The sequence below is a fragment of the Kocuria soli genome (assembly GCF_003797835.1).
Classification (GTDB): Bacteria; Actinomycetota; Actinomycetes; order Actinomycetales; family Micrococcaceae; genus Kocuria; species Kocuria soli.
This window is the reverse complement of sequence record NZ_RKMF01000002.1, coordinates 212,917-238,815: the sequence shown is the minus strand read 5'-3', so window position 1 is coordinate 238,815 and position 25,899 is coordinate 212,917. Positions and strand designations below refer to the sequence as shown.

At 68.0% G+C, this 25,899-nt stretch carries 21 protein-coding genes; 4 read left to right on the top strand and 17 right to left on the bottom strand.

Features of this window, described 5'->3' with window-relative positions; genetic code table 11:
* Positions 1 to 23: 23 nt before the first annotated feature.
* The 8 genes from EDL96_RS02645 to EDL96_RS02610 all read right to left on the bottom strand — a co-directional run bounded on the left by EDL96_RS02645 (position 24) and on the right by EDL96_RS02610 (position 8,544).
* A complete protein-coding gene (locus tag EDL96_RS02645) occupies positions 24 to 716 on the bottom strand; it encodes a hypothetical protein (protein WP_123824186.1) in 693 nt (230 codons plus the stop codon).
* A complete protein-coding gene (lepA, locus tag EDL96_RS02640; RefSeq protein WP_123824184.1) occupies positions 713 to 2,566 on the bottom strand; it encodes a translation elongation factor 4 in 1,854 nt (617 codons plus the stop codon). The genes EDL96_RS02645 and lepA overlap by 4 nt, the downstream gene beginning before the upstream one ends.
* Before the next feature lie 172 nt (positions 2,567 to 2,738).
* A complete protein-coding gene (locus tag EDL96_RS02635; protein ID WP_123824182.1) occupies positions 2,739 to 3,917 on the bottom strand; it encodes a prenyltransferase in 1,179 nt (392 codons plus the stop codon).
* Complete coding sequence (locus EDL96_RS02630) at positions 3,914 to 4,279, bottom strand: lycopene cyclase domain-containing protein (RefSeq protein WP_233568626.1); 366 nt, start codon at positions 4,277 to 4,279, stop codon at positions 3,914 to 3,916. Before EDL96_RS02630 ends, EDL96_RS02635 begins: the two co-directional genes overlap by 4 nt.
* On the bottom strand, positions 4,276 to 5,868 hold the full coding sequence (crtI, locus tag EDL96_RS02625) for a phytoene desaturase family protein (protein ID WP_123824180.1): 1,593 nt from the start codon (positions 5,866 to 5,868) through the stop codon (positions 4,276 to 4,278). Before crtI ends, EDL96_RS02630 begins: the two co-directional genes overlap by 4 nt.
* A gap of 14 nt (positions 5,869 to 5,882) precedes the next feature.
* A complete protein-coding gene (locus EDL96_RS02620; protein ID WP_123824178.1) occupies positions 5,883 to 6,827 on the bottom strand; it encodes a phytoene/squalene synthase family protein in 945 nt (314 codons plus the stop codon).
* Positions 6,824 to 7,999, bottom strand: coding sequence for a polyprenyl synthetase family protein (locus EDL96_RS02615; protein WP_123824176.1), 1,176 nt, complete (start codon positions 7,997 to 7,999; stop codon positions 6,824 to 6,826). Before EDL96_RS02615 ends, EDL96_RS02620 begins: the two co-directional genes overlap by 4 nt.
* Before the next feature lie 44 nt (positions 8,000 to 8,043).
* Positions 8,044 to 8,544, bottom strand: coding sequence for a MarR family winged helix-turn-helix transcriptional regulator (locus tag EDL96_RS02610; RefSeq protein ID WP_123824174.1), 501 nt, complete (start codon positions 8,542 to 8,544; stop codon positions 8,044 to 8,046).
* A gap of 114 nt (positions 8,545 to 8,658) precedes the next feature.
* On the opposite strand from EDL96_RS02610, the gene EDL96_RS02605 reads away from it, so the two are divergent.
* Together EDL96_RS02605 and rpsT are read left to right on the top strand one after the other, a co-directional pair.
* Positions 8,659 to 9,243, top strand: a complete 585-nt coding sequence (locus EDL96_RS02605) for a type II toxin-antitoxin system PemK/MazF family toxin (RefSeq protein WP_123824171.1) — start codon at positions 8,659 to 8,661, stop codon at positions 9,241 to 9,243.
* 168 nt (positions 9,244 to 9,411) lie between these two features.
* On the top strand, positions 9,412 to 9,675 hold the full coding sequence (gene rpsT / locus EDL96_RS02600) for a 30S ribosomal protein S20 (RefSeq protein ID WP_123824170.1): 264 nt from the start codon (positions 9,412 to 9,414) through the stop codon (positions 9,673 to 9,675).
* A 158-nt stretch (positions 9,676 to 9,833) separates the two neighbouring features.
* Here the strand turns inward: rpsT and holA are convergent, their stop codons facing one another.
* From holA to leuS, 5 genes are all read right to left on the bottom strand, one after another.
* Entirely contained in the window at positions 9,834 to 10,841 is a 1,008-nt protein-coding gene (gene holA / locus EDL96_RS02595) for a DNA polymerase III subunit delta (protein ID WP_123824168.1), read from the bottom strand.
* 52 nt (positions 10,842 to 10,893) lie between these two features.
* Positions 10,894 to 13,395, bottom strand: a complete 2,502-nt coding sequence (locus EDL96_RS02590) for a ComEC/Rec2 family competence protein (RefSeq protein WP_158609467.1) — start codon at positions 13,393 to 13,395, stop codon at positions 10,894 to 10,896.
* Positions 13,396 to 13,523: 128 nt separating this feature from the next.
* Positions 13,524 to 14,513 (bottom strand): ComEA family DNA-binding protein, encoded by a 990-nt coding sequence (locus EDL96_RS02585; RefSeq protein WP_158609465.1) that lies wholly within the window; start codon positions 14,511 to 14,513, stop codon positions 13,524 to 13,526.
* 79 nt (positions 14,514 to 14,592) lie between these two features.
* Entirely contained in the window at positions 14,593 to 15,501 is a 909-nt protein-coding gene (locus EDL96_RS02580; RefSeq protein WP_123824162.1) for a DegV family protein, read from the bottom strand.
* Position 15,502: 1 nt separating this feature from the next.
* Complete coding sequence (gene leuS / locus EDL96_RS02575) at positions 15,503 to 17,998, bottom strand: leucine--tRNA ligase (protein ID WP_233568637.1); 2,496 nt, start codon at positions 17,996 to 17,998, stop codon at positions 15,503 to 15,505.
* Between the two features lie 268 nt (positions 17,999 to 18,266).
* Between leuS and EDL96_RS02570 the strand changes: the two genes are divergently transcribed.
* Both EDL96_RS02570 and EDL96_RS02565 read left to right on the top strand, forming a co-directional pair.
* Complete coding sequence (locus tag EDL96_RS02570; RefSeq protein WP_123824158.1) at positions 18,267 to 19,313, top strand: alpha/beta fold hydrolase; 1,047 nt, start codon at positions 18,267 to 18,269, stop codon at positions 19,311 to 19,313.
* Between the two features lie 3 nt (positions 19,314 to 19,316).
* The gene (locus tag EDL96_RS02565; RefSeq protein ID WP_123824156.1) at positions 19,317 to 20,456 is read left to right on the top strand and encodes a glycosyltransferase family 4 protein; all 1,140 of its coding nucleotides are present in this window, start codon (positions 19,317 to 19,319) and stop codon (positions 20,454 to 20,456) included.
* A 9-nt stretch (positions 20,457 to 20,465) separates the two neighbouring features.
* On the opposite strand, the gene EDL96_RS02560 is transcribed toward EDL96_RS02565, so the two are convergent.
* The 4 genes from EDL96_RS02560 to rpoZ form a co-directional block, all read right to left on the bottom strand.
* Complete coding sequence (locus EDL96_RS02560) at positions 20,466 to 22,724, bottom strand: primosomal protein N' (RefSeq protein WP_123824154.1); 2,259 nt, start codon at positions 22,722 to 22,724, stop codon at positions 20,466 to 20,468.
* 11 nt (positions 22,725 to 22,735) lie between these two features.
* Positions 22,736 to 23,914 carry a methionine adenosyltransferase gene (gene metK, locus EDL96_RS02555; protein WP_123824306.1) on the bottom strand — a complete coding sequence of 393 codons (1,179 nt, stop codon included), beginning with the start codon at positions 23,912 to 23,914 and terminating at the stop codon, positions 22,736 to 22,738.
* A gap of 128 nt (positions 23,915 to 24,042) precedes the next feature.
* Positions 24,043 to 25,332 carry a bifunctional phosphopantothenoylcysteine decarboxylase/phosphopantothenate--cysteine ligase CoaBC gene (coaBC, locus tag EDL96_RS02550; protein ID WP_123824152.1) on the bottom strand — a complete coding sequence of 430 codons (1,290 nt, stop codon included), beginning with the start codon at positions 25,330 to 25,332 and terminating at the stop codon, positions 24,043 to 24,045.
* A 40-nt stretch (positions 25,333 to 25,372) separates the two neighbouring features.
* The gene (gene rpoZ / locus EDL96_RS02545; RefSeq protein ID WP_123824150.1) at positions 25,373 to 25,876 is read right to left on the bottom strand and encodes a DNA-directed RNA polymerase subunit omega; all 504 of its coding nucleotides are present in this window, start codon (positions 25,874 to 25,876) and stop codon (positions 25,373 to 25,375) included.
* Positions 25,877 to 25,899 lie beyond the last annotated feature (23 nt).

The following is a 25,899-nucleotide window of genomic DNA, read 5'->3' as shown; positions in this document are numbered from 1 at the left end:
TGGGGTGGGGTGGTCGGGCGGGGTCACAGGATCGCGGCCACGACGACGCGCGTTGGCCCGGCGGCCGCGAATGTCACCACCGTCGCGTGGGGGGCCGCCTCCGCGGAGTCACCCAGGATCCACAGCCCTTGTGGCGTGTTGCGCAGGGGCCGGGCGGCGGCCTGGCCCGCCAACACCTCAGCGTAGGCGCGTTGCGTCGACATGCCGTCCTCGACCAGTGCCCGCCAGCGGGACAGGGCGCGGTCCTCGTTGCCCACGTACTGCGGATCGACCACGGCCCGGAGTCCGTCCGCTGTCTCGACCCACAGCGCCGAATCCCCCAGGGTCACTGCGACCAGGTGTGGGCCGTGGCGCAGGACCAGCGCGAGTGTGGCGGTGGGGACCGTGGCGCCGGGATACCTCGCGGCGAAAGACCGTGCTGCGTCAGCACGGGACGCTTCGACGGCGCCGAGCACGCTGGCCCGTACGGGCAGTCCGGGAACGGCCGCGAGGTGGTTGGTCAAGGCTTCGCTGAGTGCCCACGCGAAGTGGGAGACCTGGGCGTTGCCCAGGACACGGTCTGCTACGCCGAGTGGAGTGGCCCCGTCGATCACCCAGACCGCACCCGGCACCCCCGCATGCTGCACGAGACCCCAGGCGTCCTCCGTGCGCGGTTTGTACGACGTCGCCACCGCGCGCACGCGGGACCCCGTCGTCCCGGGCACGCTGGCCGTCACTTCTTCTTGTCCGCCGAGGAACTGTCCGAGGAGAGCGCGGCCACGAAGGCCTCCTGCGGCACCTCCACGCGCCCCACCATCTTCATACGCTTCTTGCCCTCCTTCTGCTTCTCGAGCAGCTTGCGCTTGCGGGAAATGTCACCGCCGTAGCACTTGGAGAGCACGTCCTTGCGCATGGCCCGGATGTTCTCGCGGGCGATGATGCGGGATCCGATCGCCGCCTGGATGGGAACCTCGTACTGCTGACGCGGGATCAGGTCCTTGAGTTTGCCCGCCATCATGACGCCGTAGGAGTAGGCCTTGTCCTTGTGCGTGATCGCCGAGAACGCATCAACGCGTTCGCCCTGCAGGAGCACGTCCACCTTGACCAGGTCGGCGGCCTCCTGCCCGTCGGCCTTCCAGTCCAAGGAGGCATAGCCCTTGGTCTTGGACTTGAGCTGGTCGAAGAAGTCCAGGACGATCTCGGCCAACGGCAGGCGGTAGCGCAGCTCGACGCGGTCCTCGGAGAGGTAGTCCATCCCACCCATCTGGCCGCGTTTGGACTGACACAGTTCCATGATCGCGCCCACGAAGTCCGACGGCGCCAGGATGGTGGCCGAGACCATGGGCTCGCGGATCTCCTTGATCTTGCCCTCGGGGAACTCGGACGGGTTGGTCACCACCGTTTCGGTGTTGTCCTCCAGAGTCACGTCGTAGGACACCGACGGCGCCGTGGAGATCAGCGCCAGGTCGAACTCGCGTTCCAGTCGCTCCCGCGTGATCTCCAGGTGCAGCAGACCCAGGAAGCCACAGCGGAAGCCGAACCCCAGGGCGGCCGACGTCTCGGGTTCCCAGACCAGTGCGGCGTCGTTGAGCTGCAGCTTTTCGAGGGCGTCACGCAGCGCCGGGTAGTCCGACCCGTCGATGGGGAACAGACCCGAGAACACCATGGGCTTCGGGTCCTCGTAGCCGCCGAGTTCCTGCGTGGCACCCTTGGCCGCAGCCGTGACCGTGTCACCCACGCGGGACTGGCGCACGTCCTTCACGCCCGTGATCAGGTAGCCGACCTCGCCGACCCCCAGGCCCTTGGTGGGCTTGGGTTCCGGTGAGATGACGCCGATCTCGAGCAGTTCGTGTTCGGCCCCCGTGGACATCATCTTGATGCGCTCACGCGGTTTGAGATCGCCGTCGACGACGCGCACGTACGTGACCACGCCGCGGTAGGTGTCGAACACGGAGTCGAAGATCATGGCGCGGGAGGCCTGGTCCGGCTGCCCCACGGGCGCCGGAATCTCCTCGACGATCCGGTCCAGCAGAGCTTCGACGCCTTCACCGGTCTTGCCCGACACCCGCAGCACGCGGTCCGGGTCCTCGCCGATCAGGTTGCCGAGTTCCTCCGCGTACTTCTCCGGCTGCGCGGCGGGGAGGTCGATCTTGTTGAGCACGGGAATGATGGCCAGGTCGTTCTCTAGTGCCAGGTACAGGTTGGCCAGGGTCTGGGCCTCGATGCCCTGTGCGGCATCGACCAACAAGAGCGCGCCCTCGCAAGCCGCCAGCGAACGGGAGACCTCGTAGGTGAAGTCCACGTGCCCCGGGGTGTCGATCATGTTGAGCGCGAAGTCCGTGCCGTCGGCCCGCCACGGCATGCGGACGGCCTGGGACTTGATGGTAATGCCGCGCTCGCGCTCGATGTCCATGCGATCCAGGTACTGCGCCTTCATCTCACGGGGCGTGACCACGCCGGTGGCCTGCAGCATGCGGTCGGCCAGGGTGGACTTGCCGTGATCGATGTGCGCGATGATGCAGAAATTGCGCAGCAACGACGGGTCGGTGCTCGCCGGCACGGGCGGAACGACGGCCTGTGGGGACAAGGCTGGCCTTTCGGAACGAACGGGGCCGGGAGGATGTGCGGGTGCGGAACCCAGGGTGGTCAGGCCGACCCTGGGACGGACGACCGTCCCGGCGTGACGGATCAGTGACACAGTCTCTCACGATCCCCCGTCGGCCTGGTCCGGACGGGGCCGCGGCGTCAGTCCCAGATCGTCAGTCCCAAGCTGAGTAGATGAGCAGCATGGTCACGGCGAATCCAACGACGTAGTTGATCCACAGGAAGCGCTTCCACCCCCGATTGGCGGTTTCGCAGGAATCGTCGTCGATCCGCAGGAACGGCACGAGATTCACGACGTAGGGCAGGACGAGGAAGGCCGCGAGGGGCCCGGGCCAGGCCGAGGTCAGCAACAGGAGACCCGCCGCCAGGTAGCCACACAACGCAGCCCACACAGTGCGGCGAGAACCGACGACGGTCGCGATCGACCCCAGCCCGGCTGCACGGTCGGCACGAACGTCCTGCACCGCTCCGAAGGCCTGCGAGGCCATGCCCCACACGAAGAACGCGAGGGTGACGGCCACCGTGCTCCAGGTCCAGGTGGCATCGGCCAGAACCAGGCCGTAGATCATCGGGGAGACGAAGTGGGTGGCTGAGGTAGCCGAGTCCAGCCCCGGTTTCTCCTTGAACCGCAGACCCTTGACGCTGTACGCGACCACCGCGAAGAGGCTCACCGCCAACGTCACCGCATCCACGACGTCACCGGAGAACAGCAGATAGAGCACGAACGGCACCGGGCACACCACCGAGGCCACCAGAATGCCCCGATGCCGACTCGGGTCCACGAGCGCACCCTCGAGCCCGCCCTTGCGGGGATTCAGAAGGTCGGACTCGTGGTCGAAGACGTCATTGATTCCGTACATCAACAGGTTGTACGGGATCAGGAAGAAGATCGTGCCGACCACGAGCAGATCGTCCACTCGGTGCTCGGTCAGAAGGTAGGCGGCAGCGAACGGGTAGGCGGTGTTCACCCAGGAAACAGGACGGCTGGTCGAGACCAGCATGGCCAGGTGGTCGCGGGCACGCCGCGGGTCCTCGAGGCCCCGCCAGAGTCCGGGGAGCAGCAGGACACCCGCGAGCACGTAGGACAGGTCTTCCACCGGCGCGTGCCACAGCCTGATACCGCTGAGCGCGCCTGCTCCGTACTCGACGAACCCGGCAGAAATGATCAACGAGTCGAAGACGACCGTAAGAACGCACAGGACGATCAGCGTCGTCAGCATCACCACGGCCGTGCGCCCGCGAAGCCGCTCTGGACCCGAGGTCGCCGCGGGCAGCAGTGCCCACGGCAGCAGTGCGAGCGTGCAGAAGACCAGGATCAACGCACCGTAGGTCACGCGTCCGTCCCCCGGTGCCCATCGGGCGTTGCGCGTGCCGCCCGCCGTTGGGCCAAGCGGCTCAATCCGGTGTACAGGTTCATGGTCAGGTAGCACAGGAAGGTCAGGAACACGACCTCCTCGACCGGCAGTTCGGGGGCCAGAAGCAGCCCGCTGTCCATATCCGAAACCCCGTGGAGAAAGATCCCGTGCACGATTCCGGCCGCGTCCCACAGCAGGAAGAAGGCGACGCCCACCACCATGACCGCGCCCGCCCTCGCCGGAGCACGGAAGAAGAACAGCCGGAACCGCGCGTCCAGGACGACCATGCCGACCAGACTGAACCCCAGCGCGCCGAGGTGGAGGAAGTTGAGAAGGTTCACGTCCGCGGCTCCGGCAGGGGCGCGGTGGTGGTGTCGCCGCGAACGTCCTTGAGCAGGTTCTCCGCGCTGATCAGACACATGGGGAGGCCGATCCCGGGCACTGTCGTGGAACCGCAGTAGTGTAGCCCCTGGATCCGTTTGCTGGTCATCCGGCCGCGGAAGAACGCGGACTGCCGCAGCGTGTGAGCCGGTCCGAGCATGTTGCCCCGCCAGGCGTTGTAGTTCCGGGCGAAGTCCCCTGGACCCAGGGTCGTGCGCACCACGATCCGATCTGCGAGGTCCGGGATGTCCGCCCAGTCCGAGATCTGCTGAATCACCCGGTCGGCCACGGCTTCCACCAGAGGCGACCCGTCCCCGTCGTCGCCTCCCTCGCCGATCCACACGTCGGCGGGCACGGGGACCAGGACGAAGAGGTTTTCGTGCTCCTGCGGGGCAACCGTGGGATCGGTTGCGGAAGGCTTGCACACGTAGATCGACGCGGGGTCGGGGACGTACGCGGGTTCGTCGAAGATCGCACCGAAATTGCGGTCCCAGTCCTTCGTGAAGAACAGATTGTGGTGGGCCAATTCCGTGAGTCGACCGCGAATGCCCAGCATCACGAGCACCGCACCAGGTCCGCTGGTCACGGTGTCCCAGTGGCGCTCGGGGTAGGTCTGCAGGTGGGCGGGGACCAGCTGGGTTTCGGTGTGGTGGAGGTCGGCGGCCGAAACCACCCGCTCCGCGGGTTCGATGTGAGAGACGCCGTCCGCGTCCACCCACCGCACGCCCGTGACGTGCGGTCGGCCCCTCCCCCGCGGTGCCTCCGGGGCTGCCTGATCCGTGATCACCTCTTGAACGTCGGCATGGAGCACGATGCGAACCCCGTGCTGTTCCGCCAGCCGTTCGATCGCGCGGATCAGGGTGGAGAACCCACCCCGTGGATACTGCACCGATTCGGTCAGGTCCAGGTGGGACATGAGGTGGTACAGCGACGGGGCGTCGCGGGGGCGGGTGGCCAGGAACACCGCCGGGTAGCCCAGGATCTGGCGCAACCGCGTGTCGTGGACCGTTCTGTGCGTGAGGGCGTGGAGAGAGCGCAGAAGGTGCTGCGACAGGCGCGGCACCTGGCGAAGGACATCCGGGTGGAGCAGCCTCAGGAACGACCGCGGGGACGTGAAGGACGTGTACAGGAAGTGGCGCACGGCAAGGTCGTAGGCCGTCTTAGCCGACTCCAGGTATACCCGAATCTTCCGACCCGCCCCGGGCTCGACGGCGTCGAAGACCCGCACTGTGTGGTCGAGGTCGGAACGCATCTCCAATGCGTCATCGTGCCCCTCACCGAAGACCCGGTAGGCCGGCTCCAACCGCACCAGGTCCAACTGTTCCTGTGCGCTGGTCCCCAGGAGTCGGAAGAAGTGGTCGAAGACTCCGGGCATGAGGTACCACGAGGGTCCCGTGTCGAACGTGAACCCGTCGCGTTGCACCGTGCCCACGCGGCCGCCCGTGCGCGCGCCACGTTCGAGGACCGTGACCTGGTGGCCGTCCTTGGCCAGCAGCGTTGCCGCCGCAAGTCCGGCGATTCCCGCTCCCACCACGACGATGCGTTCCATCGCTCAGTGCTCCTTCACCGTTGCCGAGTCGGCGGGAACGGACTCGCCGCTCCGCGCGCCCACGATTGTCCGCGTCCGAATTTGCCGGTGGCCAGGCTCCGACCGAGGATCACCAGTTTGCGCGTGTCCGGCACCCGGATCCGTGTGTCGAGGAGGTCCTCGGCGGGGGTGCTTCGCAGCCGGGCTGCCAACTCCGCGAAGAGGTCGTGGGCCAAGAGAACCGCCGTTCGACTGGATTCTGGCAGGTCGTCGACGGCGGCTCGTGCCACCGCCAGATCGGCGTCGATCCTGTCCAGGTGGTGATTCTTGACCGCCTCGGTCAGGGTGCTCGGATCCGTGCCCGGCAGGTACACCCGCCCCAGCGTGCGGTAGTCCTGGGCGATGTCCCGCAGGAAGTTGATCTTCTGGAACGCTGCGCCCAGGCACCGCGCCCCGTGCTGCAGGCGGGCCTCCCGGTCGGCTTCCACCGGGTTTCCGGTCATGAAGATCCGCAAGCACATGAGACCGATGACCTCCGCGGACCCGTATACGTAGTCCGCCACGCTCTCCTCCGTGTGTCTGAGCGTGGTGAGGTCCGTGCGCATCGACGCGAAGAACGGCACGACCAGATCAGCACCTATGCCTGCGTGCTGCGCCGTCCGTGCAAAAGCGTGCACCACCAGATTCGTGGAGAACCCGCGTTCCAGGGCGGTGAGGGTTTCCACCTCGAGTTCGTTGAGCAACTCGACGGTCTGGGAGCGGGACACACCCGAGGCCGCGGCGGCGCCGTCGACGATTTCGTCGGCAACTCTCACCAGCGCATACACGCACCGCACATGGGGCCTGACAGTTCGGCCCAGGAGGCGGCTGGCCAGGCCGAAGGAGGTGGAGTACTTGTCGATGACCACCGACGACGCCGCGCGGGCCGCCGCGTCGTACTCGTGTGCCGATCGGAGGTCGACGGGCAGGGATTCGGTCATCGCAACCGCTCCACGGAGCCCACGGCAAGGTGGGCGATCTCGTCGACGAGGCCCGGTGGAAGCCCGCCCTCCCGCGCGGTGTGCGCCGCATCGTCAGCGGCCTTCCGCGCGCTGTTCTCCACCCGAGTACGGGCGCCCGAGGTGGTCAACAATTCCCGCAGCCGCGTCACCCGTTGCGCCGCCCCGTCCTGCCCTTCCCGTCCGGCCTGGCGCTCGTGCTCGTCCTGTCCTTCGCGCCCGTCTTGTCCCGCGAGCAGGGCCAACACCTCGGGACCCTCCGGGGTGTTCAGGGCTTCCATGATCAACGGGGTGAACTTGCCCTCCAGGAGGTCCGCATTCGTGGCCTTGCCCGTCGTGTCCGCGCAGCCGAAGACGCCGAGCAGGTCGTCCGCCAGTTGGAAGGCCAACCCCAGGTGCCGTCCGACATTACCCAGGCTCTCCACATCCGAGGCCGGAGCCCCGGCGAGCAGCGCGCCCGCCTGGAGCGGCGCTTCGAAGGAATACACGGAGGTCTTGAGTCGTGTGGACTTCAGCACCTCCTCCGCCGTCGGGCGAATTCCGGGCAGGGCGTGGTGGATGTCCAGCAGTTCCCCCGCCCCGGAGGCAAAGACGGCCTCGTCCAGCAGCTCGAGCACGTCCAGCAGGCGTCCGGCGGGCAGTCCGCTCGTGGCCACGAGTCGGTGAGCACCGCTCAATGCCAGGTCACCGGCCACCACGCCCACGCTCGTCCCGTAGTGCTCGGCACGATCCGGTGCGGCACCCGCACTCTGCGCCCGTCCACGCGCGGCAACGTGCAACGTGTCCTGATGGCGTCGGATGACATCCCGGTCGATGACGTCGTCGTGCACTATCAGCGCTGTGTGCAGCAGTTCGAAAGCGGCACCGACGGATGCCACAGTCTCGGCCGAGACCGCACTCTCTCCCCTGGCGTCGGGGTATGCCCGGAACGTCAGATCGACCAGTGCGGGCCGGAGCCGCTTTCCGCCGGTGGTCGCGCGCTCGATCTCCGTCCACAGCTCGACGTACAGCGGCGACAGCGCAACCGCGCGCTCCCGTGCGGATTCGAAGAACCGCGCCAGGACTCGCTCACAGTTCGCCAGGGCGTCCGACGACGGTGCGGAACTGGGGCCGAAGAGTGAGGTCGCGTAGGGCGACCGGGAAGAATGGGGCACCCGCCCATTGCATCACAGTATTTCGATGTTCGTAATACCGAACTTCATTCGGCCCTGCCTGACTCCTCGACCGACGCTGCCGCCTGCGCCCTTCGGATGGCCTCGGTGAGTTGCGGCAGGCGATGCCGGAGCATCTCGATTTCCTCGGGATCCCACTGCGCGAACTCACCGGCGAGCTCATTGTCCATGGCGGTGAACATGGCCTTCCCCGTGGCAGCGGCCGAAGCGGTGGCGTTGAGCACGACTTCCCTGCGGTCACCGGAGTCCATGACTCGCACGACGTGGCCGTGTTTGACCAGTCGGTCGATCACAGCAGTGGCCGCCGAGGCAGAGATGACCAGTCGACGTGCGACGTCGCCGGCGCGAAGTGGCGCGCCTTCGCGCTGTCCCCGCATGATTTCGGCCAGGGCGTGGACATCGCTGTGGCCGAGGCGGTGGAGACGACGCACGCCCTCGGCGTACCGCGTGGACTCGGTCGTGAAGTCTTGCAGCATGAGCATGAGCTCACGCTTGGACGCCGGATCGAGCTCGCGCGGGGGGACCATGTTTCGATCATAAATCTGCACGACGCGTAGTGACCGTGCAGCTGTTGGCTGTCCGGGCTGTTGGTTCACCGGGCTGTCGGCTCTCCGGACTGGGGGGAATGGTTCAATGAACCCATGAACGTGAACTGGACTCGACTTGCGCGACTGGCAGTGAACACCTTCAGGCAGGTCAAACGCGAACAGGACCGGCGCAATGCGTCGCGGCGGCCCACGGCCACCTCCACGGTTGCCGACCCCGGTCGTTCGACCGCCTCGTCACGCGGGGGCGACGGACGATCGTCGTCCCACGAAGGGCAGGGCCGTTTGTCGCGCCCCTATCCCGGGGATTTCACGGGACGCGTGGATGCGGTGTACGACCCGCACCCGGACGGCAACGCCGATCCCGGGGAGATCGTGTGGACCTGGGTTCCCTACCAGGAGGACCACTCGCGCGGTAAGGACCGTCCGGTGTTGATCATCGGGCACAACGGGGACTACCTGCTGGCCCTCATGCTCACCTCCAAGGACCACAACAACGCGCGGGAACGGGATCAGGACTACGTCGACATCGGCACCGGCGACTGGGATCGCCAGGGCCGCCCGTCAGAGGTCAGGGTCGATCGCGTCATCCAGGTCCTCGAATCGGACCTCCGCCGCGAGGGTGCGATCCTGGAACGTGATCGATTCAACGCGGTGTTGGAGACACTGAATCGCCGGTGACGCCCCTCCGGGCGCCCGTTCTGCTATGATTTTTCGCTGTGTGTCCGCGCTGATCGCCGGGCACTGCGGGCAGGACGCCACACGAGCATCCCCACTCTCACGTCTCAGTCGGCGACACCGTCCGTTTGCCCTCACTGACCGATCAACGCTCACTCAAAGGAGTCATCTGTGGCAAACATCAAGTCCCAGAAGAAGCGCATTCTCACCAACGAGAAGGCTCGTCTGCGCAACAACGCTTACAAGTCCGAACTGAAGACCTACGTGCGTCGCCTCGACGCCGCCGTCGCTTCCGGTGACAAGGACGCAGCGGCCACCGCCCTGCGCGAGGTCTCCCGCAAGTACGACAAGGCCGTGTCGAAGGGTGTTCTGCACAAGAACAACGCCGCGAACAAGAAGTCCGGCCTGGCTGCCCGCGTCAACAAGATGGCCTGAGTCCTCTCGGACGCTCGAAGGAGCCCCGCACCCGTTCGAGGGTGAGGGGCTCCTTCCTTGTGTGACGGCCCGGTCACCACCGCCGAGACCTCCGAAACGGCCCGATTCGCGGTGCCGGACGGGCCGTTTCGGAGGTCTCGCCGGGAGGTTCCCAAGGGTCAGATCGCGTGGCGTCCGGACAGTGCGATGGTGGTGATGGCCCGTTCCACGGCGTAGGCGGCGTCCTTGGACTCGCCCTTGACCTGGGCGTCGGCCTCCGCGAGCGCTCGTAGTGCAGCGACCAGGTCGGCTTGTTCGAATCGGCGGGTCTCCTGCTGGGCCCGTTCGACCTGCCACGGTGCGGCACCGACCTGCCCGGCCAGTTGGTGGGCGGAGCCGCGTACGCCGTGGACCGCTGCGACGAGCCGCACCTTGGAGGCCAGGGCGGCCACCATCGGCACGGGGTCGGTGCCTGTGTCCAGGGCCTGCCGCCACAGCTTGAGGGCGATTTCGGAGCGCCCGGCCAGCGCGGCGTCGGCCACCTTGAAGGCCGTGGCCTCGACGCGCCCGCCGTAGTAGGTGTCGACGTCGTCGTAAGTCACGTGGTCGGGGCCGTCGGAGAGCAGTTGAGCGCAGGCCGCGGCCAGTTCGGAGGTGGACGTGCCCACGGCCTCGGTCAGCGCTCGGGCGGCGTCGGGGTCGATCGTGCGTCCGTGGACGCGGAATTCGTGGCGGACGAAGTCGACTTTGTCCCGGTCGTTCTTCAGGGGCGCACATTCGACGACGACGGCCGTCGCCTTGAGGGCATCCAGCAGCTTCTTGCCGCGGGTCCCACCGCTGTGGGCGAAGACGACGACGACGTCCGAGTCCGGTTGCTGGACATAGGCCAAGGCGTCTTGGAGGAGGTCGTCGTTCATCTGGGCCAGGTCCTCGACCACGATGACCTTGGCGTCGTCGAACAGCGAGGGGCTGGCAAGTACGGACAGTTGGCCGGCGCCGTAGGTCGCCGCGTCCACGCGCGTGAATTCCACCCCGCCGTTGGCCTCCTTGACCATCGAGCGGATGCGGTCCACGGCACGCGCTGCCAGGTAGTCCTCCTTGCCGGTCAGCAGGATCAAAGGGGATGGTTCCACGTCCCGCCAACTCGGGCCCGTGGGAGCGGCGGCAGGGCGTTTGCGTGGAGGCATGGCTCAAGAATCGCACAGATCACGGACGACACAGGACGTGAGACCACCCCCGCTACGGGAAGGGCTCCGCGGTGACGCCCTCACCGTCCGGGTAGAGCCCGACAGTGCCCAGCTGGTCAGTGCGAGCCACGGGAACCTCGGCGTCAGCAAGGTGCTGGAGGATCTCCGGCGTCGGGTGGCCGTAGTCGTTGTCCTCCCCCACCGAAATGAGCGCCAGGCTGGGCGAGGCGGCGTCGATCAGGTCCGTACCCCCGTTGCGAGCGCCGTGGTGGGAGACCTTGAGGACGTCGACATCGAGCGGTCCGTGCGGTTGGGAACCGTGTCGCGAGATGAGGCGTTGAGCCCCCTCCTCCTCGAGGTCTCCGGCGGCCAACAGGCTAACGCCCGTGTCGGTTTCGGAGGTGATGTCGGTGTCCGCCGCCGTGTCGGTGAGGTCCACCCGCACCGCCAGGGACGCGTTGTTCTCCCCGCGTGAATCGACCGCCGCAACGGGTTGTTCGAGGGGCCCAAGCACCTCGATGCGCAGGCCGGGGGCTTGCACCACCCGGCCCGGCGTCGGTGTTTCTTGGGGCATCCCCCATCCGCTGAGTTCCACCGGCGGACGGCCGGTGCCGCTGGACCACCACACGCGATCAATCTCAACCTCCTGCGCCAGGTTCTGGGCACCGGCCACGTGATCCGCGTGGTCGTGGGTGAGGATCAGGAGGTCAAGTTTTTTCACCCCGGCTCGCCGAAGGCAGGTCCGGACCGAACGGGGATCGGGCCCGGCGTCGATCAAGACGGTGGTGGCCCTCGGCTCGAATCCACCCTTGAGCAACAGGGCGTCCCCCTGCCCCACGTCGCAGATCAACGCCCTCCAGTCCTCCCTGGGCGTCGGTCGGACCAGCACCACTCCGATCAGGCACACGACGCACACGAGCGTGACGATCCAGGAGACGATGCGCCACCGGTGGCGCGACGACGTCACGGCCCGCCACACCGCTTCGTCAACAGGAGCCTCGACCCGTGCGGAATCGACACTCCCTGCACTGATACGGACCGAGGTTCGCCGGTCCAACACGTGAATCACCGCGATCTGAAGCGTGGAGACCGCAGTCATGGCCAGTGGTCCGGCGGGTGGATCCCACCAAGGAATGACGGCACCCGGAAGGCTCGCGAAGAATCGTGCACAGAAGGCAACCGCCTCGACCGGCCAGGTTCCCGCCCACACGAGGGCGTCGCCAAGGGCCTGTGCGACGGCCCCACCGATTCCAAAGGTCACCAACGCGGTGAGCCCCAGAATCGTGATCACGGGCACCAGCGGTGCGACCACGGCATTGGCGGGTACCGACCACGCGGGAACAGCGGAGGTCAACAAGGTCAGGACGGGCGCGCACCAGAGCTGGGCAACCACTGGAATGGCGATCAGGGTGGAAACGACCGTAGGCAGCCACCTGTCCAGCACGCGGATGAGCGGTCGACCGGTGATCACGATCCCGGCCGTGGCGCACACGGACAGTGCGAATCCGAAGTCCTGCCCCAAGCTGGGATCCACCAACAGCAGTCCCGCGACGGCGGTGCTCAACAGCGCCAGGGATGTACGTCCACGGCCGACGAGGATGCCGATCGCCGAGATGGCCCCCATCACACCGGCCCTCAGGACCGAGGCATCCGGTCCGACCAACAGAACGAACACCCCGAGGGCCACCAATCCCGCAAGGACACACACCCGACGTCGTGCGCCGATGGTCAGTGCCATGTGCCCGGCCAGCACCATCACCAACGCGCAGTTCGAACCGGAGACGGCCGTGAGGTGCGTGAGACCGGTGTCCCTCATCGCCTGTTCGAGGGCTGGGTCCAAGCCCGAGCGGTCCCCGTAGGTCATTCCCGGGAACAGCCCTGCTGCATCCGTGCCGCGGGCGACGGCGGCGGCCATGAACCGTGACTTGGTGCGTTCCAGGTGACTTTCGGAGGCGGCCCCGCGGGTGGCCCCCGCGGCAGCTTCCTGAGGATCCACCGACGGCGGTCCGTGTGCCCTGAGCACCAGTTCCGACGTCCCGGAGGGCACCTCGTCAACCACTGCCTCCACCAGATCGCCGGTCCGGACCGTGGACCACCGGGTGTCGGATGCCATGACGGTGGCCTGCGCTCCGTCGTCGAGGGTGACGGGCACGACCACCCCGGTACTGCCCTCTCCGGACTCACGGCCGCGGAAGGGGTCGGACCCGAACCAGCGATTGGGACGGTCACGAATGTGCAGGGACACTCGCACCGCCTGTCCACCCTGCTCCGAAGCGACCCCGTCGCCGCCGAAGACCACCTCTCTGCTGCGTTCGGCGTCCACGCCCTGCCCCCAGGCGGCGACGCCGACCCCGGATGCGACCAATGTGCAGGTCAATGCCGTCACCAGAATCGAGCGGACCCGGTGCCGCGGCACCCGATGCACCAGCGCCGAAGTCAGCCCCAGGATCATGCTCAGGACCAGAACTGCGCCCAGTCCGATGGCCACGACGGCCCACGGGGACACGGAATGTTGAACCGTCACCAGCGCGGTGGCCCAGGCGGTGACCGCCACAGGGACCACCCGGACGTCTCTCGTCGCCCGAACCGCCACGCGGTCGCGTTCACTACGTTCCCAACGCCGAGCGGCGCTCCTTTCCGGCCACTGTGCGAAGCGGTCGAGGCCTCGCCGAAGGAGGTCCCTCATACGGTGACCAGTGGTTCCAGCGCGGTCATCATGGCCGGCCCGATGCCGCCCACGTCGTCGAGTTCCGCCACGCTACGGAAGCCGCCCACTTGGTCGCGGTGGTCCACGATGCGCTGGGCCAGAACTGGACCAACTTTCGGAAGCTCTTCGAGTTCGGCGACCGTGGCGGTGTTGAGATTCACCAGACCGGCCGTGCCTGCCTCCGTGTCTGCCTCCGTGTTCACCGCCGGGGGCTGCCCTGCGGCCACCGCTCCCTCGGAACCGGACGCACCTGCCGTCCCGGACCCAGCGGTGCCGGACACGGGAGCCGGCGGCCGAGTCCGAGCAGCCGCTGCTTCGGCCGCATCGGGGATGGCCACCTGCGCGCCGTCACTCACCGGGGCGGCAAGGTTCACGCCGTCCACGACGGCCGCGTCCGTGAGCCCTCCGGCGGCTTCCACCGCGTCGCTCACCCGCGCCCCTTGGGCAACCTCCACCACTCCGGGCTTCCGGACCTCACCCACCACGTGAACGACGAGGTCCTGACCGTCACCGCCGGGCGAAACACCCGGTAGTGCCACACCAGCTGATTCAGGGACGGCCGCACCCTGGGTCACGAAGGCCTCCGACGGGGCAGTTTTCTCCGGAGTTCCGGTCACCGCACCACCGTCTGCTCCCAGCACGCGGAACAGGACGGTTGCCACCACGGCGGCCACGGCCAGACCCGCCATCAGCAGCGCCGGCCACGGCAGCCGCCAACGCAACGGGGTTCGCCACTGTTCGGGTGGGTCGTTCGGTTCTGGGAACTCCGCACCTGTGTCGTCCACCGCGGGAACGTCGGGGCCTGAGAATGCAGAGTCTTGGGTCCCCGAGGTTTCGGACGCGAACTCTTCGGTCGGTGACTCGGGCCCGGCGTGATCGATGTCCTCCGCCAGCAGACCGCGCAGTCGTTCGACCGGTTCGGTTGGGTCGAGACGTCGACGACCTCGGTGGCTCACGGGGCTCATGCCGCACAGTCGACCACCGGCACGGGCCGCCGGCTTCACGGGGCGGGACGTGAGGACGGATCCTCCCGATGCCCTGGACTCAGTCCTCCTGTGGAGTCTCCGAAGCCTGCCTGCGGACGACCACCGCGCGCACCCCGATGCCCACATGGGCCGCCAGGACGGGAGGAACCTCCGAGACGACCACGGACACCTGCTCACCGCCCCCGCGAGACTCGGCGATCTCCGCCCCGAGGTCGTGCGCGGTTCCCGGATCCGAGAGGTGATGGACCACGATCTCGGGGTCCTCGTCCACCGCGTCCAGCGCCGCCGTCGCCAGTTTCAGGAAGCGAGACTTGGCCTTGACCGCCGTGCGCGGCATCTCCAGCAGGGCCAGACGACCGTCCTTGACGGTCAACAACGGCTTGACCTGGAGGACCGAGCCGATGCGGGCGATGGAGGGCGCAAGTCGGCCGCCCCGCCGGAGCTGTTCGAGCGTGGGAACGTACAGCAACAGTGTGTTGCGCGAGCCCTCACGGGCCGCTTTGACCACCGTCTCCTGGTCGGCGCCCCTACCGGCAGCCTCCCAGGCCGCCATGACGCCGTATCCCTGGTCCATGGCCACCGTTCGCGAATCCACCACGGTCACGGGAATCCCGATCGACTGCCGCCCGATCCGCGCCGAGGACACCGTCCCGGACAGTTCCGAGGACAGGTGGACGGACACGATCCCGTCGAAACCCTGCTCCTCGAGTTCGGCGTACACCCGGCGGAACTGCCCCGGTGACGGGCGCGAGGTCGTGACCTTCCGGACCTCGGCCAAGGCCACCAGGAGGGACCGGGGAAGTTCGGGCTCGTCCAGCGGGAAGATCTGGTCGTCGACCATCACCGGCATGCCGACCACCGCGAGTCCTTCCGCGGGGGAACTGGCCCCCGTCACGCCTTGGGGCGCGGCGGGCCAGTCTCCCGGCAGTGCGGCGGCGTCGTCCGTGACGACCGCGATCTTGCGCATCTCAGACCACGATGTTGACGAGTTTGGGCGCTCGGACGATGACCTTGCGGACAGGGGCGTCGCCGATGAGGCCCTTGATGACCTCGGATTCCAGCGCCTTGGCCTCCAGTTCGGATTCGGTGATGTCCGCCGGCACCTCCAGGCGGTCCTTGACCTTGCCCTTGATCTGCACGATCGCGGTGATCGTGTCGTCGACCAGCAACGCCTCGTCCACCGTGGGCCACCCGGCACGCAGCACGGCGTCGTCGTGGCCCAGCGTGTGCCACATGTCCTCCGCGGTGTACGGGGCGACGAGCGACAGCAGGACCGCCACGGCCTCCACGCCCTCGCGCACGGCGGGATCGGCCGCGCCTGCCCCGGAGTCGATGGCCTTGCGCAGGACGTTGACCAGTTCCATGGTCTTGGCGATGACCACGTTGAACTTGTGGTTATCCAGGGACGACGACGCCTCTGCCACCGCACGGTGCGTGGTCTGACGAACATCCACCGCACCCTGGGCGGGGTCAGCTCCCCGAGGCGAGGTCACGTCCTGGGCCAGTCGCCAGGCACGGGCCAGGAACTTCTGGGCACCGCCCGGGGACACATCGGCCCAGTCGACGTCGTCCTCCGGCGGGGAGGCGAAGACCATGGTCAGGCGCACGGCATCCACGCCGAATTCGTCGAGCTGTTCGCCGAGGTCCACACCGTTGCCCAGGGACTTGGACATGGCCTTGCCCCCGTTGAGCACCTGCCCCTGGTTGAGCAGACGTTTGAACGGTTCGGTGTGCTCGATCAGGCCCATGTCGTGAAGGACCTTGGTGAAGAAGCGCGCGTAGAGCAGGTGCAGGATGGCGTGTTCCACGCCGCCCACGTACTGATCCACCTGGCCCCAGCGCCGCACGGCGTCGGGATCGAAGGCGGCGGTGTCGTCGTTGGGCGAGACGTAGCGCAGGAAGTACCAGGACGAGTCGACGAACGTGTCCATCGTGTCCGTGTCGCGCTTTGCGGGCGCACCACAGCTCGGGCAGGCCACGTGGACCCAGTCCGTGGCGGCCGCCAGCGGCGACTGCCCCTTGGGTGCGAGCTGTTCGCCACGGAGGTCATCGGGCAGGCGAACGGGCAGCTGGTCCTCGGGTACCGGAACCTCGCCGCAGGCATCGCAGTGGATGATCGGAATCGGGGCGCCCCAGAACCGCTGCCTGGACAGCAGCCAGTCCCGGAGGCGGAAGTTCACGGTGGCCTCGCCCGTGCCCGCGGATTCGACGATCTCCACGGCCTTGGCGATGGCCTCGGACTTGGTCAGCCCGTCCAGCGGCCCGGAGTTGATGAGCGCACCCTCACCGGAGGTGGCCACACCGGTCTCCGCGGGGTCCTCCTCCCCCGTGTCGACGACCACCCGCACGGGCAGGTCGAAGGTCTTGGCGAAGTCGAGGTCACGCTGGTCGTGGGCCGGGACGGCCATGATCGCGCCGGTGCCGTAGTCGGAGAGGACGTAATCGGCGGCCCACACGGGCAGCTTCTCCCCGTTGAGCGGGTTGATCGCGTAGCGCCCCAGGAAGACACCGGTCTTCTCGCGCTCGGTGGACTGCCGTTCGATGTCGGAGAGGGCCTTGACCTGTTCCCGGTAGGCGGCCAGCTCCTCCGCGTGTTCGGGGGCGACGAGCTCTTCGGCCAGGTCCGCGTCGGCGGCGACCACGAAGAACGAGGCCCCGTAGAGAGTGTCCGGGCGCGTGGTGAATACCGTGACGGTGCGCTCGGCCCCCTCACCGTCGGTACCGGTGCCCTGGAGGGCTTCGACCACGAAGTTCACGTGGGCGCCCTGCGAACGCCCGATCCAGTTGCGCTGCATGGCCAGCACGCGGTCGGGCCAGTTGCCCTCGAGTTCGGCCATGTCGTCCAGCAAACGGTCCGCGTAGTCCGTGATCCGGAAGTACCACTGGTTCAGGGCCTTCTTGGTCACGGGCGTGTGGCAGCGTTCGCAGGCGCCGTCCACGACCTGCTCGTTGGCCAGCACGGTCTGGTCCTTGGGGCACCAGTTGACCGGTGAGTTCTTGCGGTAGGCCAGCCCGCGCTCGTAAAACTGCTGGAACAGCCACTGGGTCCACCGGTAGTACTCGGGATCCGAGGTGTGCAGTTCGCGGTCCCAGTCCACGGCGATGCCGTACCGCTTGAAGGAGGCCTTCTGGGTCTCGATGTTCTTGTACGTCCACTCCGCAGGGTGGGCGTTGCGCTTGATGGCCGCGTTCTCGGCCGGGAGGCCGAAGGAGTCCCAACCGATCGGGTGCATGACGTCAAAACCACGCTGCATCCAGTACCGCGTGACGACGTCGCCCATCGCGAAGGCCTCCGCGTGGCCCATGTGCAGGTCTCCCGACGGGTACGGGAACATGTCGAGCACGTAGCGGCGTGGCTTGGAGCCGTCGTCGAGCGGGCGGAACACGCCCTGTTCCTCCCACCATCCGCCCCAACGAGCTTCGAGCTCCTGGGCGTTCCACACCTGCGCCGGTTCGTCGGAGATGTCGGTTCCCGCGGAGAATTCGGTGGAGGTGGATTCCTGCTGAGTGCTCACGTGCCTCGCCTTCAAGCTGTGTCCGTCGCTGCCTGGGCGACCTGCCGGGCCGTCCAACCGCGCCAGTCTAGCGGGGCAGCGCCGATTCCGCCCGGAGCCGGAACGCGCCCTCCGGGAAGCCGGGACCTAGACTGATCGGGGCAGCCCCGGGACGGTCATCGACCCCCGATCCGGGATGCAGGCTCACGATCGAAGGCACCCACCAGGAGAGGAATCCATGCTGGAGAACCCGACAGCTGAACGACGCAGCATGCGGATGGACGGCTACAAGGTCCGGTACTGGTTCTACGACGTCGACGCACGCCCCAAGCCCCTTCTGGTCATGGTTCACGGTTTTCGCGGCGACCACCACGGCCTACAACTCATCGCCGATGCCCTGCGCGACCGGTACCACGTCGTCATCCCCGATCTGCCGGGCTTCGGACGGTCCGAGCCCTTCCCGCCGGAGGCTGAGGGCACTGCGGAGACGGGCGGCGCCGACGGTGCCGGCCGGCACAACGTGGCCAACTACGTCCGGTTTCTGCGTTCCTTCATCCAGCGCTTGACCGACGGGGCGGTGAACCCCGAGTCGGATCACGGGGTCGCGTTGCTGGGGCACAGTTTCGGATCCGTCGTGGCCGCTCACCTGGCCGCGGAGTCCCCCGCCATGGTGCAGCGGCTGATCCTGGTGAACCCGATCAGCGAACCGGCACTGACCAGTGACCGCGTGTGGGCCTCCCAGGTGGCCGACACGTACTACAGCCTCGGGTCCAAGCTGCCTTTCGGGTTGGGCGACAAACTCCTGCGCAGCAACACCGCGACGGACATCATGAGCCGGGAACTGACCACCACGCAGGATCCGGAACTGCGCGAATACATCGTCAACCAGCACCGCGCCTACTTCGGCAGTTACGCCGAGAAGCGCGTGATCCGCGAAGCCTACGTCTCCTCGATCTCCCGGACCGTGGCCGAAGTGGCGCCGCTTCTCACCATGCCGGTACTCCTGATCACGGGTGGGCGGGACCCCATGGGGTCACCGGAGTCCCAGCGCCGGATGGCGGCCTGGATCAGACGGCGACGGGAGGAACAGTTACCCGACGTCGGGCACCTCATCCACTACGAGAAGGCCCCGGAAGTCGCGGCATGGGTGGATGAGTTTCTGACCAGCCCGGACCCGGAGCCGGTGGAGATCCACGACGAGCTCCCACCGCTGGACACGGCCAAGCCCAACACGTCCCAGCTGACCCAGCTGCTGCCGGTGGTCAAGCGCCGCCGCGAGGACTGAGTAGTGCCGGCCGCCGACTTCACCCGGTTCGTGATCGACGCCCGCTACGTCAGAGTGGGTCGCCACGACGGCATCTCCCGCTACACGGCGGGCCTGTGTCACGGGCTGGCCAACATTCTGGAATCCCGCCCGGACCTCGACGTCGAGCTGATGGTCTCCGACCCCCGTCAGCTCGACAAGCTGCCGGACCTCCGCTGGTTCATGGGTCCCGATCCGGTGTCCGCGGGTGAAGTCCTCACGGGCCGGCTGTTGAACCGACGCCGCCCGGACGTGGTCTTCTCCCCCATGCAGACCATGGGGGCGTTGCGCCGTCGTTTCGGTCTGATCCTGACCCTGCACGACCTGATCTACTACGAACATCCCGACCCTCCGCAGAACCTCCCCGCCCCCGTGCGCGCCGGGTGGCGGCTGTTCCACAAGTCCCCGTGGCCGCAGCGCGTGGCGCTGAACCGGGCCGACGCCGTCGTCACCGTGTCCCAGACTTCCGCCGCACTGATCCGGGACTGGGAACTGACCCGGCGTCCGCTGTTCGTGGTGCCCAATGCAGCGGAGCGCAGCAGCATCCGCGACGCCGGTGAGGCCACGGAATCCTGGGACCACCGTTCCAAGACCCCCCGCAAGCTGGTCTACATGGGGTCGTTCATGCCCTACAAGGACGTCGAGACCCTGGTTCGGGCAGCCGCGGCACTCCCCGACCACGAGCTGCACCTGGTCTCACCGGTGTCCGAGCGACGGCGCAGCGAACTCACGGCCCTCGCCCCCGACGCGCGGTCTGTCTTCCACGACGGGCTGGACGACGGCGCCTACCGACGGTTGCTCGAGGACGCGACCGCCCTGGTCCACGCCTCCCGGGCCGAGGGGTACGGGCTTCCGCTCATGGAGGCCCTGTGCGCGGGAACTCCCGTGGTGTGCACGGACATCCCCATCTTCCACGAGGTGTGTGCGGAAGCCGCGGCCTACGTGCCCGCGGGAGACCATCAGGGATTTGCCGCAGCGATCCGGGGGCTGGACGACGGCGACGTGGCCCGGGAGCGGATCACCGACGGGTTGCGGATCGCACGCCGCACGTCCTGGGAAGAGTCGGCCAGGGGACTGCTCGGCGTGGTGGACCGGGTCAGGTACGACCGCCTCGCGCGTGACTAGAGCCGCTCCTCACAGGAGGTCGGCGATGTCGCACCGGACGTGCACCGGGCCGAAACGGCGCAATGCGGAGGTTTCGCTGCGCACGGCACGCAGCCTGGCCGTGACCTCTCGGGCTATGCCGTAGCCGAAGAACAGCAAGGCGCGGTGCTGCTCGTCCTGGCGCCGGGCGCCGGAGGATCCTTCGGCACCCGTTGCGCCCGCGGATTCCCCGAGCAAGGACGTGGGCACCTCCCCCGTCATGGCCTCGACCGCTCCCGGATCGACGGGGGCCGGCCCGATCACCCGCACCTGATCGGGCAGAGCAGCCAACTCCAAGAACTCCTGGACCGCCGCGACCGTGCCCGTCAACGCCGCGGAGCGGACCGCCGGAGGCAGGAGCAGGGTCCGGCGTTCGGCCAGCTCCCGGATGGCATGCCCCGCGGGATCCCAGCGCACCAGCGTGTTCACGGCGTGTTCGTGCTCGGAGGTCACCACGACGGACCCTCCGTCCGCACCGCGACGCACCAGGGCCGCAGCGTCGAACCACCGTCGCAACGTCTCCTCCTCGGAACGCAGACCCGGGCGGGAGAGCATGCGGTCCCCGTCCAACAGCAGTGCCGCGCGGTAGCGTCCCTCCACCCACGGTTCTGCGCCGGGAGTCGCAACCACCAGGGCGGGTTCGTCGTCGATGACCCGGCGGATCCTCTCCCCGGAGGAGTTGATGACCGGCACCTGCGGGAAGGCCCGCCCGAGTTCTTCCGCCGTGCGTTGCGAACCCACGCTGGACATCCGCCACCGTCGGTGCTCGCACACCGAACAGCTCCAGGCCAGGGCCTCACGAGAACACCAGCCGCAGGTCGGTCGGCCACCGCTGCGTGGCAGGGTGAGGGGGCCGTCGCACGCCGTGCACCTGGCGGGGGTACGGCAGCGTTCGCAGGCGATCGTGGGGGCGTATCCGGCGCGGGCCACCTGGACCAGGACCGGCCCGTCCTCCAAGGCCTCCCGAGCCACCCGGAAGGCCGTCTCCGGGAGCCGCGCACGGCCCGCCAGGGAGTCGCGTTCACGGTGCCAGGAATCCGCGGTGGCCACGATCCTGGGCATGTTGGCGCGCAGGGTCTCACGATCCGCGCGGACCGGCAGCGCCCAGCCGGTGTCCACCAGTCGTTGGGCCTCCGGGGTCACGGAATGCCCCACGAGCAGCAGCGACAGGTTCTCCTGCTCGGCCCGCACCAGTGCGACGTCACGGGCGTGATGGTACGGGGCGCGCCGCTCCGTGAGACTCGAATCCCCGTCGTCCATCACGACGACGAGCCCCGCGTCCTTGACCGGCGCCCACACAGCGGGGCGAGTCCCCAACGCCACACGCCGATGCCCCTGCAGCACCTGCACGAACGCCCGGTACCGCGGGGTGGGCTTGTCGTCGCTGTGCAGGCGGGCAACGTCCTCGGACGGCACCAGGGCCTCGACGGCTGCCTGCACACGGTCCAGGGTCTTGGCATCCGGAACGACGACGACGGCCCCCCGCCCGGCTGACCGCGTGGCGGCGACTGCCTGGGCCACCAGGTCCACCGCCGTGTGCTCGGGATGCGACGGCAACGCCTGGAACACAGCCCTGACGGGCTCCCCGGGGGAATCCGTGTCTGGCTGCTGGCCGAGGCGTTCCAGAACTGTGTCACCGCCGTCGTACAGGGTCCAGGCCGATTCGGCGAGGGACGGGGCTTCCACCACAGGGACCAAGTCTTGGTCCGGCTTCTCTGCCGTCGCGTCCGAGTCCTCCGTCTCGGCCGTGTCCGCGGCCGCTTTGACGACCTGCTTCTCGACGGAGGCCACGCGCGGAGGAACCGCGGCGCGCAGGACGTCGGAGACCAACCCGGCACATCGTGCGGCCACGGCGCGGGCAATCTCGAGCGTGGCCGGGGTCAGCACGGGCAGTTCGGACTGCACCCGGATCAGCGGTTGCAGGCGCTCCCGCGGGACCTCTGATTGGTCGGTCCGTTCGATCAGCCACCCCTGCAGTTGCCGGCCTCCGAAGCGGACCCGCACCCGGGTGCCGGGCTGGGCCGCCTCCGCGAGATCCTTGGGAACCCCGTAGTCGAACGGGCGGTCCAGGTGCGGAACCGGTGAATCGACGATCACGCGGGCCACGGGATCGGTCTCCGCCAGGTAAGCCGGTGTGTGGCTGTGCCCCGCGGCCCGTCGGGCCTCGGGGCGCCGTCGTACGCGGGGCAGATCCGGCAATTCCAGCTGTTGGGGATCCTGGTCCCCCGGGGAACCGGGATTGTGCTCCATGACCGCGGTGGTCAGGCCCCCACGGCCGAGCGCAGGGCGTCGGCGCGGTCGGTCCGCTCCCAGGTGAAGTCCGGGTCATTGCGCCCGAAGTGACCGCCGGCGGCCGTCTTGGCGTAGATGGGGCGCTTGAGGTCGAGGTCCTCGATGATGGCCAACGGGCGGAGGTCGAAGACCTCGGACACGGCCTTCTCGATCGCCGTCGGGTCCACCGTCTCGGTGCCGAAGGTGTCGACGTAGACGCCCACCGGACGGGCCTTGCCGATCGCATAGGCGACCTGCGCCTCGGCCCGTCGCGCCAGTCTGGCGGCCACGATGTTCTTGGCCACCCAGCGCATGGCGTAGGCAGCGGACCGGTCCACCTTGGAGGGGTCCTTGCCGGAGAACGCGCCGCCACCGTGCCGGGCCATGCCTCCGTAGGTGTCCACGATGATCTTCCGGCCGGTCAGCCCCGCGTCCCCGACCGGGCCGCCGGTGATGAACTCCCCCGCCGGGTTGATGATGATCTTGACCTCGGAGGTGTCCAGGCCGCTTTCCTCGAGCACCGGCTGGATCACGGATTCACGCACGTCACGGCGCAGCTGCTCGAGCTTGTAGCGGTGGGAGTGCTGGGCGGAGACCACCACGGTGTCCACGGCCACGGGGGTGAACCCGTCGTAACGCAGTGTCACCTGGGTCTTCCCGTCCGGGCGCAGCTCGGGAAGGATCGCGGTCTTGCGGACCCGGGTGAGTTGTTCGGAGAGCCGGTGCGCCCAGTGAATGGGAGCCGGCATCAGGGCGTCGGTTTCGTCGGAGGCGTAGCCGAACATGATGCCCTGGTCCCCGGCACCCTGCCGATCGTGAGGGTCTTCGGCGGTCCCCTCGCGGACCTCGAGGGAGTTGAAGACGCCGTCGTAGATCTCCCGGGACTGCTCCCCAACGGAGATGGAGACGCCGCAGAATTCGCCGTCGAAGCCTTGGACGGCGGAGTTGTACCCGATGTCAAGGATGGTTCGGCGCACGATGGACGGGATTTCCACGTAGCCCTGCGACTTGACCTCACCGGCCACGTGGACCAGGCCGGTCGTCGCCATGGTCTCGACCGCCACGGAGGAGTCCGGGTCGCTGGTCAGCAGCGCGTCGAGGATCGAATCGGAGATCCGGTCACAGATCTTGTCCGGGTGCCCTTCGGTCACGGACTCGGAGGTGAACAGGCTCGTCCGCCCGCGGGCCGAGGAGGCCGTCCGGGCTGCAGACGGAGCGGATGCGGTTCGTCGAGAGTCTGGGGTCGAAGTCACGCCCAACAGCGTACCGTCCACGGGCCGGACGCAGGCACACGGGCTCAGTCGGTCCGGGCCACCCGTTCCGCGATCAGGGTCGTGAGTTCACGGGCGACGTCGTCCTTGGTTCCTTCGACCCTGCGCTCGGCCGCACCGTCGGCGGAGAGGAAAGTGACCTTGGTCGAGTCCTGCCCGAACACCAGGTCGGTTCCCACCTGGTTCACGCACAGCAGGTCGCAGCCCTTGCGGGCGAGCTTGGCCCGGCCGAATTCGACGGGGTCCGTGGCGGCGTCGCCGGTTTCGGCGGCAAATCCCACGATGATGCGCCGCGCCCCGGATTCCTGCCGTCGTTGCACGAGGCCACGCAGGATGTCGGGATTGCGCACGAGTTCGATCACGGGAGCGTCGTCGGAATCCTCGGACTTCTTGATCTTGGACTCCGCGAAGGTTGCGGGGCGGAAATCGGCCACGGCGGCCGTCATCACGACGACGTCGGCCAACTCACCGAACCGGTTCATGACGTCCTGGAGTTCGAGTGCCGTTCCCACGCGGTGGACCTGGAGGCCTGGGTGTTCCGCGGTCGCTGACGCGGTGTCCGGGTGGTCCTCCGGGAGCGGAACGTCCACGTGGGCCGCGACCAGGTCGACCGACGCGCCGGCGGCACGCAAGGCGTTGGCGATCGCGATCCCCTGCTTGCCCGAGGAGCGATTCCCGAGGTACCTGACCGGGTCCAGTGGTTCCTGGGTTCCTCCGGTCGACACCACGGCCCGCAGTCCGTGGAGCGGGCCGGTCGACGGCGTCGAGGGCTCCGCGCCCTCCGCCGGGGCCGAGGCGACCAGAGCCAGTGCGGCGTCCCGGATCACTTCCGGTTCCGGCAGCCGCCCCGGGCCGGAATCCTTGCCCGTCAATCGTCCGTCCGCAGGCTCCAGCACTTGGTGGCCGTGGTCCCGTAGCCTGCGCACATTGGCCTGCACCGCAGGGTTGAGCCACATCTCCGTGTGCATCGCCGGGGCGAACAGAACGGGCGCCCGGGTGGCCAACAACGTGGTGGTCAGCAGGTCGTCCGCGTGCCCGTTGGCGGCGCGGGCCAACAGGTCAGCCGTCGCCGGGGCCACCACGACCAGATCTGCTGCCTGCCCCTGGCTCACGTGGTTGACCGAAGGAACGCGGTCGAAGACCTCCGTGCTGACTGCCTCTCCGGAGAGGGCTTCCCAGGTGGCGGCGCCCACGAACTCGAGCGCGGCTTGCGTCGGCACGGGGACCACGTGGTGGCCGGACTCCGAGAAAAGACGAAGGAGCATTGCCGCCTTGTATGCGGCAATGCCCCCTCCCACGCCCAGAACGATGCGCATTGCTGTGGTGCTCGCTCGGATCCGATGATCGGTCGGGACCTCAGAGGTCCTCGGTCGCGACGTCGGCCTGTTCGTCCGCCGCAGCGGCCTCGGGAGCGAGCTCCTCGACGGTGGCCTCTTCGGAGGTTGCCTCGGCCTGGGTCTCGTCGGCGTCCTCGGCCACCAGCGTGGTGTCGGAGAAGACCATCGAGGAGTCGAGCTCGGTCTCGCCTGCGAAGAAGTCCTCACCGTAGAAGTCGGTGGCGCTCAGGTCCGGCTCGGCGACCAGCTGACCGTTCTCGGAAAAACCGGCCGAGTCCACCGCTGTGGAGTCGATCAGGCCCTCGTCGATCTCACGCAGTGCCACGGAGAGAGTCTTCTCGTTGAGTTCGACATCGACCAGCGGACCGACGTACTCGAAGAGCCCTTCGTGGAGCTGGGAGTAGTACGCGTTGATCTGCCGCGCACGACGAGCGGCGAAGATCACCAGGCCGTACTTGGAGTCGGACTTGGCCAGGAGGCGGTCGACCGGCGGCTCGATGATGCCCTGGTTCTGAATAGACAATGGAATGCTCCCAACGATGTGGA